This window comes from Paenibacillus lycopersici, from assembly GCF_010119935.1.
Lineage (GTDB): Bacteria > Bacillota > Bacilli > Paenibacillales > Paenibacillaceae > Paenibacillus_Z > Paenibacillus_Z lycopersici.
Genome location: NZ_CP048209.1, coordinates 5,382,265 through 5,398,683, shown reverse-complemented (window position 1 = coordinate 5,398,683; position 16,419 = coordinate 5,382,265). Strand labels below are relative to the sequence as shown.

The following is a 16,419-nucleotide window of genomic DNA, read 5'->3' as shown; positions in this document are numbered from 1 at the left end:
GGCTGCCTCCTTCTTTTCCTGCTTACCTAAAGTGCTGCAGCGATTTAAGTAATACCGAGAATTGTGAGCCCGGAGGGCGGAACGGAGCCGGAGAAGCGCCAGCGTTCGCCTTTGTAACCGGATTTCAACCATTTCTGAATTTACCCATTCAGGAAATCCGGTTACAACAGCGATCGGAGGCCCGTTCCGCCTGCAGGGCGAATGCACTCTCGTTATTGATTACGAGCTGCAGCTCACGCAATCCTCGACTTCCAAGCTCTTATTCCGGCAATAGTAAACGGTCTTCAGCCCGTTCTCCCATGCGGACATGTACAGATCCATGAATTCCTTCGCCGTATAGTTCGGCGTGATGTACAGGTTGAACGACTGCGCCTGGTCGATGTGGCGCTGGCGGCGGCCCGCCGCGCGGATGCTCCAGTGCTGGTCGATATGGTGCGCTTCCTTGTAGAACCAGAACGTCTCATCGTTCAGGTTCGGCGCCGTTTGCGGAATGACCGCGTTCTTCTTCTCTTCGACGAAGAATTTGTTGAAGATCGGGTCGATGCCCGCCGTGGAGCCGGCGATCAGCGATGTCGACGCCGTAGGCGCGATGGCGAACATCCAGCCGTTGCGGACGCCGTGTTCGGCTACGTCTTGTTTTAGTTTCTGCCAGTGCGGGGCATTGTAACCGCGCGAATCGAAATACGCGCCGGTCTGCCATTCGCTGCCTTCGAAGACGCGGAACGCGCCTTTCTCCTTGGAGATTTCCATCGATGCTTTGACGGCGCAGTAGTTGATCCACTCATACAGCTCGTCGGCGCGGTCCAGATGCTCCTCGGATTCCCACGCGATGCCGTTCAGCGCCAGCCATTGATGGTAGCCGCTCGTGCCGAGGCCGACGGCGCGGTACTTCTGGTTCGTAATTTCCGCTTGCGGAATCGGATAGTGGTTCAAGTCGATGACGTTGTCCATCATGCGCATCTGGCAGGTGACAACCTCTTCGATTTCCTCTTTCGTACGCGTGCGGCCGAGGTTGAGGGAAGAGAGGTTGCAGACAACGTAGTCGCCGCTCTTCACTTGCGTCGTGATGATGCCGTCCTCGTGCGTCGTCGTGATGTATTCGGTCGGGCTCATGTTCTGGCAAATCTCCGTGCACAGGTTCGAGCAGTAGATGATGCCCTTGTGCTTGTTCGGATTCGCGCGGTTGACCGTGTCGCGGTAGAAGACGAACGGCGTGCCCGTCTCGAACGAGCTGGCCAGAATGCGCTTCATGATCTCGATCGCCGGCACTTCTTCCTTGTGCAGCTCCGGATGGTTCACGCACTCTTCGTAGCGGCGTTCCCATTCCTCGCCCCATGCGTCCTCGAGCGAGAAGCCCATGTAGCTGCGGACTTCATGCGGATCGAACAGGTACCACGATTCGCGTTCCTGTACCTTGCGCATGAACAGGTCGGGAATGCAGACGCCGGGGAAAATATCATGCGCCTTCATCCGGTCGTCGCCGTTGTTCGTCTTCAGGTTCAGGAAGTCGAAAATATCCTTATGCCAGACGTCAAGGTAGACGGCCACGGCGCCGGAACGGACGCCGAGCTGATCGACCGCGACGGCCGTGTTGTTGTAGTTCTTGATCCAAGGTACGACGCCGCCGGCAACGCCTTTGTATCCGCGGATGTTGGAGCCGCGGCTGCGCACTTTGCCGATGTAGATGCCCATGCCGCCGCCGAATTTGGACACTTGGGCGAAGCTGGAATCGACGTTGTAGATGCCCCACAGATTATCCGGAACCGTGTCGATGAAGCAGCTCGACAGCTGGTGGAACGGCTTGCGCGCATTCGCGAGCGTCGGCGTCGCGACCGTCATTTGCAGGCGGCTCAGCACGTCGTAGAACTTGCGCGCCCAGCCCAGCTTGTCTTCTTCTTTCATAGCCAGATGCATCGCTACGCCCATGAACAGCTCCTGCGGCAGCTCGAGCACGTCGCCGCCGAAGCTCTTGATGAGATAACGGTCGGACAAGGTCTTGAGGCCGATGTAGTTGAACAGGTAGTCGCGTTCCGGCACGATGTAGTTGCCAAGCTCGCGGATTTCATCGCGGCTGTAGTGTTCCAGTATGTAGCTGCCGTATAAGCCTTTATCGGTCAGGTACGTGATGAGGGAGTAGAAGTCGCCGTAGCCGAAGTAACCGTACTTGCGGTTGATGGCGGACTCTTTATAGAGATCGTACACGAGAAGCTTGGCTGCAACGTACTGCCAATTCGGCTGTTCGATGCTGGTTTTCTCGACCGCGACTTGCGTCAGCGTACGTTGAATTTCTTTGGTCGTGATGTTGTTGCGGAAGTAAGGAAGCAGGGCCGTTTCCAGTTCCAGCGGATCGCAGTCGCTGTAGCCGACACAAGAGAAATCAATAACTTTCTTCAGCTTGGAAAAGATAAGTTCTTCTTTCTGACCATTCCTTTTAATAATATCCACGGGCAGAGCCACTCCTTGTCAAAGGTTGTCGTCTGACAGCCTGTAATACACAATATGTTGTGAGTACTTACCAAAGGTACACCGATATGTAGTGGTTGTCAAGGTAAACAATTCGACATCCAGGCGCTCCGGAACCGGCGTTTCGGGCATGAAAAAACGATGAAAACGTACAGCCGCGCCCTTTGCAAACGATACCGGAAACGCCGTATCCGCGATTCATTTTTATTTGAGCTCTATAAAAAAGAAAGCAGCGAAGAACAATTATAGCACTTCCGGCAGCCGGCGTGTGGTGACAATAATAGGGACGCGGGAACGCACGGCCGATTTCGTCATACAAAAGTTGAAAATTCGGTTGGTGCTCGGCTTTCGGCTCGAGTACACTTAAGGCTAGATATCGGTTCCGGCATACGGAATACGAACAGTGCAGAAGGGACGTGACGACACAAGATGTCGATCGGCAGCAAACCTACATCCAAACACATATCGATTCGCGCCATCGTCAGGACGGCGATGTTGGGCATATGGCTGTGCGCGATGCTGCTCGGAGGAGCGACGGCCGCATTCGCGCATGCCGAGCTCGAGGGCGCCGCACCCGAGCCGAACGCCAAATATGAACAATCCCCGAGCGAAGTACGGCTCGCCTTTAATGAAGCAATCGAAGCGAAGGTCGGTTCGCTCGAAGTGCTTGACGACCAGTCCCGCCGGGTTACGAACGCGAATCCGCAGACAAGCGACGACCGGAAATCGATCTCGCTGGCGCTCCCCAAGCTGGGGGAAGGCGTCTATACGGTCTCGTACGCCATTATTTCGGCGGACGGGCATCCGGTCAGCGGCTCCTACGTGTTCGTCGTCGGCAACCCGCCGCAGGGGGTGGATGCCTCGGCGTTCGACCCGCATAAGGCATTGGGCCACGAGGGTCATGCCGCGTCGACGCAGCTGACGACCAACCAATTCATCATTTACGCGGTCCGTTCTCTATATTATGCGGCGCTGCTGTGGACGGCAGGGCTGATGATTTGGCCGCTGCTGGCGCGGAGCCGGGGAGCCGCGTTCGCGGAGCTCCGGAAGCGGTGGGAGCCGATCGCGCTTCGGACGCTCCTCGTCGCCGTTCTATTGTATATTTTCGTCCATGCGCGCGAAATATTGAAGGGCTACCCGTCCAGCGAATACGGCAAGCTGTTCCTGCAGACGTCGATCGGCCGGGAGTGGATCGCGCTGCTCGCCCTGTCGCTCGTCGGCTTCGCGCTCGTCCGGCTTCATCCGGCTGTCAGAACGGTGTGGGCCGCCGCGATCCTGGCCGTGGAGAGCTGGAGCGGGCACGCGGCGGTCTTCTCGCCGAAATCGGCTTCGCTGCTGTTCGATTTCGTCCATCTTGCGGCGGCCGCGGTATGGGTCGGCGGTCTGACGCTGCTGCTCTTGCTGTGGCAGAAGGAACGCAAGGAAGCGGGCCGGTTCGCCGTCGTGTTCTCGCGGGCCGCGCTGTTATCGCTCGTGCTGATCGTCTTGTCGGGCGTCGGCATGACGTACCTGTTCCTGCCGAGCTTGAAATATTTGTTCTATACGTCCTGGGGCACGCTCCTGCTGATCAAGACCGGTCTGGTCGTCCTTGTGTTCGGCGTAGGGGGGACGCTCCATCTGAAGGTGCGCAAAGGCGATCTGCCTACGGCCGTCCTGCTCCGCGCGGATGCCGCGCTGATGGCGTTGATCATCGTCGTGGCGGCGCTGTTCACGTATATCAGCCCGCTGCCTGCCAACGAGCCCGTCACCTATCATCAAATGGGCGACAAACTGCATGTTTCCTTCCGCGTCACGCCGAACAAGGCGGGCGATAACGAGTTCACGGTCAAGGTATGGCTGCCGGATGCCGCGGGCGCGGCGAAATCGGTTCAGCTCCGGCTGTTCTCGCTGGACCGCAAGGAGCTCGGTCCGATCGCCGTGCCGGTCCAACCGTTCGAGGACACGGAACTGACCGATTTCGACGGCTTCGTGAAATCCGCCTACCAGGCGAAAGGACCGTATATCCCGTTCGCCGGCCGCTGGGAGGCGGAAATCCGCATCATGGATCAAGACGACAACGAGACGGTGCAGAAGGTCGACTTCCGCAACTACTGATGGCAGGACGCGGGGAGGAGCGAGCGTCCGATTGAAACCCGCGCATAGCCGGAAGGGGGCATGGACATGACGTACAAGCGCATCAAATGGCTGATTCTGTGGACGCCGACGCTGACGGTCGCGCTATGGGAATATCTCCGGCATACGCTGCTGCTGCCCTATCTGTCCATGGACCTCGGCAACGCGCTTACGCCCGTCATCGTCATCACGGTGACGGCCACGCTGGTGATCAAGCTGTTTCGCATGCTGGAGGTGACGCAGGAGACGCTGCAGCGGTCCAAGTCGGCCGAGGCGGCGTTCATGGAACGCGAGCAGCTGGCGAGAGAATTGCACGATGGCATTTCGCAATCGCTGTTCTTGGTGTCCGTGAAGCTGGATAAACTGGAACATGCCAAGGATCCCGAGCATGCGGCGGAGACGGCGCAGCAGCTTCGCCGGACGGTCAAGCATGTCTATGAAGACGTCAGGCAGTCCATCGCCAGCCTGCGCAGCGAGCCGTCCCGCACCGAAGTGCAGTGGATGCAGGCGGTGCGGGAGATGGCGGGCGAGCTTGCGCTTGGCGGACTGCGCGTCGAGCTGGATTGGCAATTGGCCGACTCCCGGCTCTCGGGCAAGGAGAAGGTGGAGCTGCTGGCCATCGTGCGCGAGGCGATGCTGAACGTGCGGAAGCATGCTGGCGCGTCCCGTTTGACGGTGCGGGCCGTTCCCGGGGACCGTTCCGATGGCGCGTTCCGGTGCACGGTGAGCGACGATGGCGTCGGCGCGGAGCCGGAGCAGCTGATGGCCAAAGGCCGATACGGCGTTCGGATGATGCAGGGCCGGGCGGCCGATATGGGCTGGCAGTTCTCCGTCCGCCGGGCGGACGATGGCGGGACGATCGTGGAAGTCGTGAAGGAAGGATGAGGACGATGGACGGTAACGGAACGACGGTCAAGGTGCTGCTGGCGGACGACCATCCGCATGGGCGGGAAGGGATGCGCGAGATATTAGCCGGGGCGCCGGAGTTCGAAATCGTCGGCGAAGCGGCGAACGGCGAGCAGGCGGTCATGCTGGCCGCCGATCTCGTACCCGACCTGGTGCTGATGGACATCAACATGCCCGTCCTGTCGGGGATGGAGGCGACGCAGCTGATCAAATCGATCGACCCGTTGATCAAGATCGTCATGGTGACCGTGTCCGACGATATCGCGGATCTGTTCGAGTCCATCAAACGGGGCGCGCAGGGCTATCTGCTCAAGAACCTGTCGCCTTCATCGTGGCTCGACTATTTGCGCGCCGTGGCGCTCGACGAAGCGCCGCTGCCGAAGGAACTGGCTTTCCGCATGCTGCAGGAGTTCAACAGCGGCAGCGGCGGCGGGCAGCAGCCCGCGGAGAAGCGGGACCGGACGGCGGGCGCCGGCGGCCGGGAAGCGGATGCGCCTATCCATACCGCGCTGACCCAGCGCGAGCGCGAAGTGCTGGAGCAGGTCGCATCGGGCAGCTCCAACCGGCAGATCGCCGAAACGTTCGGCTTGTCGGAGCACACGGTGAAGAACCATCTGAAAAACATTTTGCAGAAGCTGCATCTCGACAACCGGGTCCAGCTGACGCGGTACGCGCTGGAGAAAGGGCTTGTGAAGGAGTAGCGGGTTCGGCGGCGGGCTTCGGTTGGGGAGTCGTGTCTAGCGGGCGGTTCCTTTCTCGGGACTGTATAGGCTTGCCGGCTGCCGTTCGCGGGGCCTCGCCTTTGCATCGACGTTGAATCCGCCGCTTTCTGCCTGTTCGCGGCCGATTCAGTTCGACGGGACTCACGGAGGACAGGAAATACACTATTAGCGCTGCAGCCGGTCAAATCCCTCCTGTGAATTGTTGAAAGACAATTGACGATTCGTGAACACGCGACAGCGATAATCTTTGCGCGGCGCGGGCCTTCGCTTTGAGAGTTAAGCCGTTAGCCGCGCCGACACTGGCGGGGGCTTCGTATCGCGAAGCGCACACCGCCGGGCCAGCCGGCAGCTGTGGGCTTTTGACCTTGCATACAAGCCCGCCGACACGCGATCGTAACATTCGCATAGCCCCTTCGAGTCATGCTCCCGGCAGCGCTTTGCAGTATACTCGCTCTTAGAGACGCTGCGCTCGCGACAGCGGAAATACAGGACTGACAGAGAGGGAGTTGGCGATAGGATGAATCGCATGAAGAAATTTTCGATTATTGGAGCGGCGGTAATGTCGTTGTTCCTGTTCGCTTCCATGGCAAGCGCGCATGTAACGGTGCAGCCGAAGCAGACAACGCAGGGGGCGTACGAGGTATTCACCGTTCGCGTGCCGAGCGAGAAAGAGAACGTGTCGACGACGAGCGTGAAAGTGAAGGTGCCCGACGGCGTAGCCGTCAGCCGCGTCGAGCCGAAGCCGGGCTGGAAGTACGAGCTGGAGCAGGCGGCGGATACGAAGGTTATCACGTCCATTACATGGACGGCGGAAGGCAGCGGGCTGGCGCAGACGGAATTCACCGATTTCCGCATGAGCGGCAAAGTAGCCGACGACGCGACGCAGCTGCAATGGAAAGCGTACCAGACGTACAGCGACAAGTCCGTCGTGGAATGGGTCGAAGCCGAGGGCGGCGATCATCCGGCATCGGTAACGACGGTTGCCGCGGGAACCGGCGAAGGCGACGGTCACGGCGCGCCGGCGTCGGACGCGCAAGCTGCGGCCGGCGGCGAGAGCGGAAGCGGCACGAAAGAAAATGTGACGCTCGGCCTGGCGATCGCGGCGGTCGTGCTCGGCGCATTGGCGCTGCTCGCGGCATTGACCCGCAAGAAACGCTAAGCCGGATTGATTACATGCAAATAATAAGCGGAATCCGCCGCGGACGGACTTGCGGACGGATATGGAAATTGCGTATAATAGTATGCATATAACGCAATGCGATGAGGAAGAAGAGTACGCAGTGCTTTCTTGACAGGGAGAAGACGCCGTTGATTGAGAGCGTCTTCGGGAAATCAGGCTGCCGAAGTTCGCTTCCGAGCAGGCTTCTGAACGGGTGCGTCGTCAAGGCGCATGAGGTAGGAAGCTCCGGCCGTCCGGCCGATATCCGGACTTAATGAGGAATTGCCCGGCTCTATGCACCGCGGCCGGCAGTTTGAATTAGGGTGGTAACACGGTTCTTTCGTCCCTTACAGGGAGAGAGGACCGTTTTTTTATTTGTGCACAGAAGGGGCTGGATGGTAATGAAAGAGCGTTTGGAAGCATTGCGCGCCGAGGCGCTGCAAGAGCTGCGGGATGTTGCCGGTCCGCAGCAGCTGAATGATCTGCGGGTCAAATATTTGGGCAAGAAGGGCGCGCTGACGGAAATTCTCCGCGGCATGGGAGGCTTGAGCGCCGAAGAGCGTCCGGTTATCGGGCAGGCCGGCAACGAAGTGCGCGCCGCCATCGAAGAAGTCATCGAGACGAAGCAAGCCGCGTTCCAGCAGGCGGAGACGGAGAACCGCCTCCGCGCGGAGACGATCGACGTTACGCTGCCGGGCAAGAAGACGAGCGCGGGCGCGGTGCATCCGCTGAACAAGGTCGCGCAGGAAATCGAAGACGCGTTCATCGGGATGGGCTACACGATCGCGGAAGGACCCGAGGTGGAGACCGACTTCTTCAACTTCGAAGCGCTCAACCTGCCGAAGAACCACCCGGCGCGCGACATGCAGGATTCGTTCTACATCACGGACGAAATCCTGATGCGGACGCACACGTCGCCGGTGCAGGTGCGCACGATGAAAGCGATGAACGGCAAGCCGGTCAAAGTCATCTGCCCGGGCAAAGTGTACCGCCGCGACGATGACGACGCGACGCATTCGTTCCAGTTCAACCAGATCGAAGGGCTCGTCATCGGACCGAATATCCGGATGAGCGACTTGAAGGGCACGCTGCTGCAATTCGTGCAGCTCATGTACGGCAAGCAGGCGCAGATCCGCCTTCGCCCGAGCTTCTTCCCGTTCACGGAACCGAGCGCGGAAGTGGACGTCACCTGCGTCAAGTGCGGCGGCCACGGCTGCCGGATGTGCAAGCATACGGGCTGGATCGAGATTCTCGGCTGCGGCATGGTGCATCCGCGCGTGCTGGAGATGGGCGGCTACGATCCGAACGAAATGAGCGGCTTCGCGTTCGGCATGGGCGTGGAGCGGATCGCGATTTTGAAATACGGCATTGACGACATTCGTCATTTCTATACGAACGACCTGCGCTTCCTGAGCCAGTTTGTCCGAATGTGAGAAGGAGGCCTATAAACGATGAACGTATCTTACCAATGGTTGAGTCAATATATCGATCTGGACGGCTATAACGGCAAGCAGCTGGCCGAGCTGATGACGAGCGGCGGCATCGAGATCGACGTCGTGGAATCGCGCAATAAAGGCGTGACCGGCGTCGTCGTCGGCCGCGTGCTGACGAAGGAGAAGCATCCCGACGCCGACAAGCTGAACGTCACGACGGTCGACGTCGGCGGTCCCGAAGCGCTGCAGATCGTCTGCGGCGCGAAGAACGTCGCGGCCGGACAGCTCGTTCCCGTCGCCACGATCGGCGCGGTGCTGCCGGGCGACTTCGCGATCAAGAAAGCCAAGCTGCGCGGCGTGGAATCCCAAGGCATGATCTGCTCCGCCAAGGAGCTCGGCTTGAACGACAAGCTGCTGCCGAAAGAATTGCAAGAGGGCATTCTCGTGCTGCCGGAAGGCACGCCGGTCGGCGCTTCCATCCTCGACGTGCTCGGCATCGACGACGAGGTGCTGGAGCTGGACTTGACGCCGAACCGTTCGGACTGCCTCAGCATGCTGGGCGTCGCGTACGAAGTCGGCGCGTTGACCGGCCGCTCGGTTAAGCTGCCCGACAACCGTTTGAGCGATTCCGCGGAACAAGCGTCCGCGCATGTATCGGTCCGCATCGAGGCGAAAGAACAGTGCCCGCACTACAGCGCCCGTTATATCAAAGGCGTGAAGATCGGCCCTTCGCCGCTCTGGATGCAGAACCGCCTGATGGCTGCGGGCATCCGTCCGATCAGCAACGTCGTCGACATTACGAACTTCGTCATGCTGGAATACGGCCAGCCGCTTCACGCGTTCGACGCGGATAAAATCCCCGGCGGCCGCATCGTCGTCCGCCTGGCGAACGAGGGCGAAACGATGACGACGCTCGACGGCCAGGAGCGGAAGCTCGAGCCGCATATGCTCGTCATTACGGACGGCAGTTCGCCGCTGGCGCTTGCCGGCGTCATGGGCGGCGCGGACTCCGAAGTGACGTCCGCGACGGTCAACATCCTGCTGGAATCGGCGCGCTTCGAGGGCGGCTCGGTGCGCAAGACGTCCCGCCAAGTCGGGCTCCGTTCGGAATCGAGCGCGCGCTTCGAGAAGGGCGTCGATCCGGCCCGCGTTATCCCGGCGCTCGACCGCGCGGCTGCGCTGATGGCGCAGTACGCCGACGGCCATGTGCTCGAGGGCGTGGTGGAAGAGATCGTGGAACCGGCGGCGAAGACCGTCGTGACCGTGTCCATCGACAAAGTGAACCGCTACCTTGGCACGAGCATGTCGAAGCTGGAGCTGGAGACGATCTTCGGCCGTCTGCAATTCCCGTTTCAGCTCTCCGAGAATGGGGTATTTACAATAGATGTGCCTAGCCGCCGGGGCGATATTACGCGCGACGTCGATTTGATCGAGGAAGCGGCGCGCCTGTTCGGCTACGACAACATTCCGACGACGGCGATCGAGGGCGCGGCTACGCCCGGCGCCCTGACGAAGCCGCAGGCGATCCGCCGCGAGCTGCGCAGACGGCTGACGGACGCCGGCCTGCACGAAGTGATCAGCTACTCGTTCACCCACCCGGACCGGACGAAGCTGTTCCCTGCCTTGAACGGCGAGGGCGTGCTGCCGGTGCGTCTCGCGCTCCCGATGAGCGAGGACCGCAGCGTGCTCCGCACGAGCTTGCTGCCGCAGCTTCTTGAAACGGCGGCCTATAACCGTAATCGCAAAAACGACGACGCGGCGATTTTCGAAATCGGCAGCGTCTTCCATACGGACGAAGCAGCGCTGACGCGCCTGCCGCACGAGAAGCATCGTCTGGCCGTTCTGCTGACGGGCAACCGCGCGGGCGCCGAATGGAACCGCAAAGCGGAAGCGTACGATTTCTATGATTTGAAAGGCGTGCTCGAAACGTTGACGGACGTGCTCGGCGTAAGCGGCGCGATCGGCTACGAAGCGGCGCAGCCGGCTCATATGCATCCGGGCCGCACGGCGGCCGTCGTCTTCCACGGCGAGCGCGGCTCCGTGACGATCGGCTATCTGGGCCAGCTGCATCCGGCCGTTCAAATCGATCACGATCTCGGCGACGCGTACGTGCTCGAGCTTGAGCTTGCGCCGCTGTACGAAGCGGCAGATTCCGATATCGTGTACAAGGCGCTCCCCCGCTATCCGGCTATGGAGCGCGACATCGCGGTCGTATTGAGCCGCGAGGCGGAAGCGGGCAAGCTGACCGAGGCCGCGGCCGAGACGGCGGGCGAGCTGCTGGAGTCGATCCGCATCTTCGATATTTACACCGGCGAGAAGCTGGGCGCGGATAAGAAGAGCGTCGCGCTGTCGCTCGTGTACCGTCATCCGGAGCGTACGCTGACGGATGAGGAAGTGACGGAGCTGCATGGCAAGGTTGTCGCGAAATTAGAACAATCTTTTGCGGCGGAATTGCGTAAATAGGCAGGAGATGCCCCTGGCCGCATCGAATTAGTTCCGTGCGAGGTGAAACGGCAGTCGCCATCCTTCCGATGGCGCGGCGTGTTTCATTCCGGAGAAATATAAGAAGGTATAAGCGGATGCGTATACTTCCTTATATTTCGGAACGATTCTCGATGCGGCCTTTCTATTACAGCCCGGCGATACGGGATGACGCGGGCAAGGCCGAAGGCATTCGGCCGCGCCCGGTTTGTCTTCCGGAGCCGGGTGAATTGGCGCAAATAAGGCAGCGGCCGTACGGAAATCGTTTGCGATAACGGGTATTCGAATCGGGTTTGCGGCAGACAGGCAGCAGGAGTTGACGGAGACTGGCGGAAACGAAGGATCGGAACGAGAGAAGCGCTCGGAATGGCAAGCAACGAATTTTTCACCCGGAACAATAGGAGGACGCCCTCATGAACGCTGCCGATAGGACACGTGTGACGGTTGATATATACGGTAACCAATTCAAACTGACAGGACATAACAATCCCGACTACATTAAGCGGATTGCCGCGTACGTCGACGATAATTTACATAAACTCGCCAAAGGCTATCCGCGCCTGGACCTGCCGAAGCTCGCGATGCTGGCTTCGGTCCAGATGGCGGAAGAGATGTTCCGGCTGCGCGCCGAGAACGAGCGGATGGACGAGACGGAAGAACGGCGCAAAGCGGCCGTAGCCGAGCTGGAGCAGGCGAAGCTCGTGCTGGATACGCTTCAGGGGCAGCTGGAAGCCGAGCGGATCAGCGCGGATACGGCGCTTGAAGCGGAGCGGGAGCACGCGCGCGCGGAACTGGAACGTACGAGCGCGGCGCTGCAAGGGCGGCACGAAGCGGCGCTGCGCCAGGCGGAAGCCAAGCAGGCGGAAGCGGCAGCCGCCGCAAGCGCCGAATTGGACCGCGCGCGGTCGGAGCTGGAAGCGCGGCATGAGACGGCGCTGCGCGAAGCGGAGTCGAGGCATGCGGCAGCGGAGGAGGCAGCGAGCGCCGAATTGGTACGCGTACAATCGGAGCTGGAAGCTCGGCGGGAGCAGGAGCTGGCTGCGGCGCGTGAAGAGCTGGAGCGCTTGCGGCAGGAGCATCAAGCGGAGCGCGACAAGGAGCTTGCGGAGCAGCTGCGCATGCTCGAGGAGCACGGCGCCGAGCGCGAGGCGGCGGAAGCGGCCTTCGCGCAGGAACGCGAAGCGGTGGAACAGGAGCGCGAGCTCGAACGCGAAGCCGCTCATGAAGAGCTGGAACGGCTGTCCGCGATGCTTCAAGCCCGCTTGGAGCAGGCGCTGCAAGAGGCGGATGCGAAGGCGGCCGCTGCGAGAGAAGCGGCGGCCGAGGAGCTGGCGAGCGTGCGGGCAGCGCTGGAGACCGAGCTGCTCCAAGCGAAGCAGGCGCTGGCCGAAGAGCAGGAGCTGCACGCGCTGGCCGTGCTTGCGGGCGAGGAAGCGCTGGAGCGGGCGCGGCTGTCCGCGGAATCCATGCTTGCCGCGGAACGCGAGGCGGCGGCGGCCGAAGCCGCCCGGATCCGGGAAGAGCTGGCAGCGGAACTGACGCAGCTTCGCGATTCGCTGGAGTGCGAGCTCGAAGAGCAGCGGAGGCTGCTGGAGCAGGAGCGCGAGAACCGGCTGCTGGAGACGCTCGAAGCCGAAGAGGCGCTTGAGGGCGCGAAGCGCGCTGCGGAAGCGCTGGCAGCGACCGAGCGGGAAGCAGCGGCGGCGAAGCTGGCGGAAGTGCAGGCAGAGCTGGGGGCCGAGCTGAAGCGGTTGCGCGAGGAAGCGCAGCTGGAGCTTGATAGCGAGCGCGAGATGTCGGCGTCGAAGCTGGCGGAAGTGCAGGCAACGCTGGAGGCCGAGCTGAAGCGAGTGCGCGAGGAAGCGCAGCTGGAGCTTGATGTTGAGCGCGAGACGTCAGCGTCGAAGCTGGCGGAAGTGCAGGTGACGCTAGAGGCCGAGTTGAAGCGGTTACGCGAAGAAGCGCAGCTGGAGCTGGATGTTGAGCGCGAGAAGTCGGCGTCGAAGCTGGCGGAAGTGCAGGTGACGCTGGAGGCCGAGTTGAAGCGGGTACGCGAAGAAGCGCAGCTGGAGCTGGATGTTGAGCGCGAGAAGTCGGCGTCGAAGCTGGCGGAGGTGCAGGTGACGCTGGAGGCCGAGCTGAAGCGGGTACGCGAGGAAGCGCAGCTGGAGCTGGATGTTGAGCGCGAGATGTCTGTGTCGAAGCTGGCGGAAATGCGGGCAGAGCTGGAGGCCGAGCTTGAGCGAGTGCGCGAAGAAGCGCAGCTGGAGCTTGATGGCGAGCGCGAGAATTCGGCGTCGAAGCTGAAGGAAGTGCAGGTGACGCTAGAGGCCGAGTTGAAGCGGTTGCGCGAGGAAGCGCAGCTGGAGCTGGATGTTGAGCGCGAGACGTCGGCGTCGAAGCTGGCGGAAATGCGGGCAGAGCTGGAGGCCGAGCTTAAACGCGTTAAGGAAGAAGCGGAAGCGGAGCTGGAGCAGGAGTGGGAGCGTCAGGATTTGGCTGCGCAGGCCGCGCAGGAGGCGCTCCAAGCCGTCGAAGCGCGCGCGAAGGCCGAATTGGCGGAAGCGGCGGCAGAGCGTGCGCAAGAGCGCGAAGCAGCCGCTGCAGAGCAGGAGCGCGTCCGCGCCGAGCTGGAAGCGGAGCTTGCGCAGCAGCGCCTGGCGCAGGAGCAGGAGCGCGAGCTCCGCGAATTGACGGAGCTTGAGCTGCAGGAAGCGCAGGAGCGGGCGCTTCGCGCGGCTGAAGCGTATGCGGCGCTGGAGCAAGAGCGCGAGGCGCTGGAGCAAGAGCTGCGGATCTCGCGCGAGCAAGCGGCTGCCGAGTGCGAAGCCCATGCGGCTGCATTCCGTGACGCCGAGGCGCAGGCGGCAGCCGACCGCGGCCATGCCGCGGCAGAACTGGCTGCAGCGCAGCAATCGGCGGCGGCCGAATTGGACCGTCTGCGCGCCGAGCTGTCGCTGCAGCTCGAGCAAGCGCGCGAGCTGCAGGAGCTGTCCGAGCTGGAAGCGCTGGAAGCGCATGAAGTGGAGATGCGCGAGGCGGCGGCCAAAGCGGCGGCGGAGCGCGAAGCGCTGGAAGCGCGGCTGCGCGAGGCGGAAGCCAAGGCCGCAGCGGAGCGCGAAGCCATGCAAAGCGATCTGAGCCTGGTCAGGGAAGCGGCCGAAGCGGAATTGACCGCAGCCAAGGAAGCGGCTGCATCGCAAATGGCCCGCTTGCGCGCCGAGCTGGAAGCGCAGCTGGAGCGGGAATGCGAGCAGCGGGAGCTGGCCGAGCGCGAGGCGCTCGAAGCTCATGCGCGCGAGCTGCGGCAAGCGGAAGCGAATGCCGCCGCGGAGCGCGAGGCTTACGAGGAGATGCTGCTGAGCGCGGCGTCGCGGGCGGCGGAAGGGCGCAAAGCGCATGACGATGCGCTGCAAGCCGCCGAAGCGAAAGCTGCCGCCGAGCTGGAGCAGCTGCGCGAAGCGCTGCAGGATCAGCTCGCCGAACATCGCAGGGCGATGGAAGCGCAGCTCGCGGAGCAGCGCGCAGGCGCGATTGCGGAGCTGGAGCAGGAACGCGAAGCGGCGCTGCTGGAGCTGATCGAAACGCAGGACAAGCACGAGGAGGAATTGCGCCGCGAGCGGGCGCTGCAAGAAGCAACCGCGGCGGCGGCGGCGGAGCAGCTGGCGGAGATTCGCGCGGAGCTGCTTGCGCAGCTGGAACAGGCGCGCGCGGAAGCCGAAGCGGAAGCGGACCGCATTCGCCAGGAAGCGCGGGAGCAGCTGGAACGCATTCGCGCGGAAGCCGAACGGGCCGAGGCGCAGGCCGGCGCAGCGCATGCGGCGGCCGAGGGGCAGCTGCGCGAAGCGCTGCAGCAGGAGCGGACGGAAGCCGCGGCGCAGCTTGCGCAGGAGCGCGAGACGGCGCAGCTGCTGCTGGAAGAGGCGCTGCAGGAAAGCACCGACGAAGCCGCGCGGCTTACGGCGGAGCATCAGCGGGAGCTGGAAGGTATGCGCGCGTCGGCTGCGGAGCGGGAGCAGGCGCTGCAGGCGGAGCTTCAATCACGCAGCGAAGCGCTCCGCAGCGAGAATCGTCGGCTCGCGGAGCAGCAGGATCGCGCGAACGCCGAGCTGGAACGGATGCGCAAGCAGCTGCTTGACGCGCAGGAGAACGGCGAGCTGCTGCTCATGGAAGCAGCCGAACAGGAAGAGAAGCAGCAGCTCGCGATCGAGCGGCTGCAGCAGGAGCTTCGCGAGCAGGAGTATGCCGCGGAGCAGCTGCGTCTGCATGTGGAGCAGCTCCAGCGGAGCGAACACCGCCGGACGGAGGCGTTCCGGCAGCAGGAAGCGCAGCTTGGCGAGCTGAACGAGCAGCTGGCGGAAGCGCGTCGCAGCGCCGAAGCTTACGTGCGGCTGCAAGCGGAGCTGCAGGAAGAACGCGGCCGCATGCAGCAGGAGCTCGAGCTGCTGGGCAGCCGCAACTCCGAATTGACCGCGCGGCTGCAGACCGCCGAAGACCGCGCGGCCGAGCTGATGCGCGAAGCGCGTCGCCAGATGGCGGAAGCGGAGCGCGTCGCCGATGAAGCGGCCGTGGAGTTGGAGCGGCAAGCGAAGACGGCGGAAGCCGAGCTGGAGGAGGCCCGGCAGCAAGCTGCGGCTCATGCCGAGTCGGAGGCCGGCTTGCTGGATCAGCTGCGGCTGATCGAGGCCGAGGCCAGAGAGGCCAAGCAGCAGTCGCAGCAATTCGACGAACGCTTCGCCGAGCTGGAGACGGCGCTGAACGAGGCGGTGCAGGATAAAGAAGAACTGCGGTCCGTTCACGAGCAGCTGCAGATCGAGCATGGCAAGCTAGTGACGGAGTATCGCAAGCTGCAGACGGAATTCAACGATTGGATCGAAATGATCGAGAAGAGCTGATGCTCCTCCCGATCCCGAACAACAGGCATAGGTTACGTAATCATCGCTATAAATGCGAAAACCCACCTCGGAAGAGGTGGGTCAAGCTATCGAGAAAGTTCGACGCCGCATACGCGGCATGTATTTAAAGGAAAGGTTTCTTCTCTAAGACTCGCGGACAGAGGTTCCGTCCCTCTGGTAATAATGGTTTTTCTCACGTATGCTCTCTCATTCGCAGGATTTCAAGTGCATTGGACAGGTGACAGAAG

At 62.1% G+C, this 16,419-nt stretch carries 8 protein-coding genes; 7 read left to right on the top strand and 1 reads right to left on the bottom strand.

Features of this window, described 5'->3' with window-relative positions:
* Positions 1-219 precede the first annotated feature (219 nt).
* The gene (locus GXP70_RS23675; protein WP_162359104.1) at positions 220-2,445 is read right to left on the bottom strand and encodes a ribonucleoside-diphosphate reductase subunit alpha; all 2,226 of its coding nucleotides are present in this window, start codon (positions 2,443-2,445) and stop codon (positions 220-222) included.
* A gap of 510 nt (positions 2,446-2,955) precedes the next feature.
* On the opposite strand from GXP70_RS23675, the gene GXP70_RS23670 reads away from it, so the two are divergent.
* From GXP70_RS23670 to GXP70_RS23640, 7 genes are all read left to right on the top strand, one after another.
* Positions 2,956-4,557 carry a copper resistance CopC/CopD family protein gene (locus GXP70_RS23670; RefSeq protein ID WP_162359103.1) on the top strand — a complete coding sequence of 534 codons (1,602 nt, stop codon included), beginning with the start codon at positions 2,956-2,958 and terminating at the stop codon, positions 4,555-4,557.
* 66 nt (positions 4,558-4,623) lie between these two features.
* The gene (locus GXP70_RS23665) at positions 4,624-5,460 is read left to right on the top strand and encodes a sensor histidine kinase (protein ID WP_162359102.1); all 837 of its coding nucleotides are present in this window, start codon (positions 4,624-4,626) and stop codon (positions 5,458-5,460) included.
* Between the two features lie 5 nt (positions 5,461-5,465).
* The gene (locus tag GXP70_RS23660) at positions 5,466-6,182 is read left to right on the top strand and encodes a response regulator (protein WP_162359101.1); all 717 of its coding nucleotides are present in this window, start codon (positions 5,466-5,468) and stop codon (positions 6,180-6,182) included.
* 547 nt (positions 6,183-6,729) lie between these two features.
* Positions 6,730-7,362 carry a YcnI family copper-binding membrane protein gene (locus GXP70_RS23655; protein ID WP_162359100.1) on the top strand — a complete coding sequence of 211 codons (633 nt, stop codon included), beginning with the start codon at positions 6,730-6,732 and terminating at the stop codon, positions 7,360-7,362.
* 401 nt (positions 7,363-7,763) lie between these two features.
* The gene (pheS, locus tag GXP70_RS23650) at positions 7,764-8,795 is read left to right on the top strand and encodes a phenylalanine--tRNA ligase subunit alpha (RefSeq protein WP_162359099.1); all 1,032 of its coding nucleotides are present in this window, start codon (positions 7,764-7,766) and stop codon (positions 8,793-8,795) included.
* An 18-nt stretch (positions 8,796-8,813) separates the two neighbouring features.
* Positions 8,814-11,258 carry a phenylalanine--tRNA ligase subunit beta gene (gene pheT / locus GXP70_RS23645; protein WP_162359098.1) on the top strand — a complete coding sequence of 815 codons (2,445 nt, stop codon included), beginning with the start codon at positions 8,814-8,816 and terminating at the stop codon, positions 11,256-11,258.
* A gap of 431 nt (positions 11,259-11,689) precedes the next feature.
* The gene (locus GXP70_RS23640) at positions 11,690-16,171 is read left to right on the top strand and encodes a hypothetical protein (protein WP_162359097.1); all 4,482 of its coding nucleotides are present in this window, start codon (positions 11,690-11,692) and stop codon (positions 16,169-16,171) included.
* Positions 16,172-16,419: the final 248 nt, after the last annotated feature.

Coding starts and splice junctions, on each gene's coding strand:
- GXP70_RS23665 (WP_162359102.1), top strand. CDS start 4,624: ATGACGTACAAGCGCATCAAATGGCTGATTCTGTGGACGCCGACGCTG.
- pheT (WP_162359098.1), top strand. CDS start 8,814: ATGAACGTATCTTACCAATGGTTGAGTCAATATATCGATCTGGACGGC.
- GXP70_RS23640 (WP_162359097.1), top strand. CDS start 11,690: ATGAACGCTGCCGATAGGACACGTGTGACGGTTGATATATACGGTAAC.
- pheS (WP_162359099.1), top strand. CDS start 7,764: ATGAAAGAGCGTTTGGAAGCATTGCGCGCCGAGGCGCTGCAAGAGCTG.
- GXP70_RS23660 (WP_162359101.1), top strand. CDS start 5,466: ATGGACGGTAACGGAACGACGGTCAAGGTGCTGCTGGCGGACGACCAT.
- GXP70_RS23670 (WP_162359103.1), top strand. CDS start 2,956: ATGTTGGGCATATGGCTGTGCGCGATGCTGCTCGGAGGAGCGACGGCC.
- GXP70_RS23655 (WP_162359100.1), top strand. CDS start 6,730: ATGAAGAAATTTTCGATTATTGGAGCGGCGGTAATGTCGTTGTTCCTG.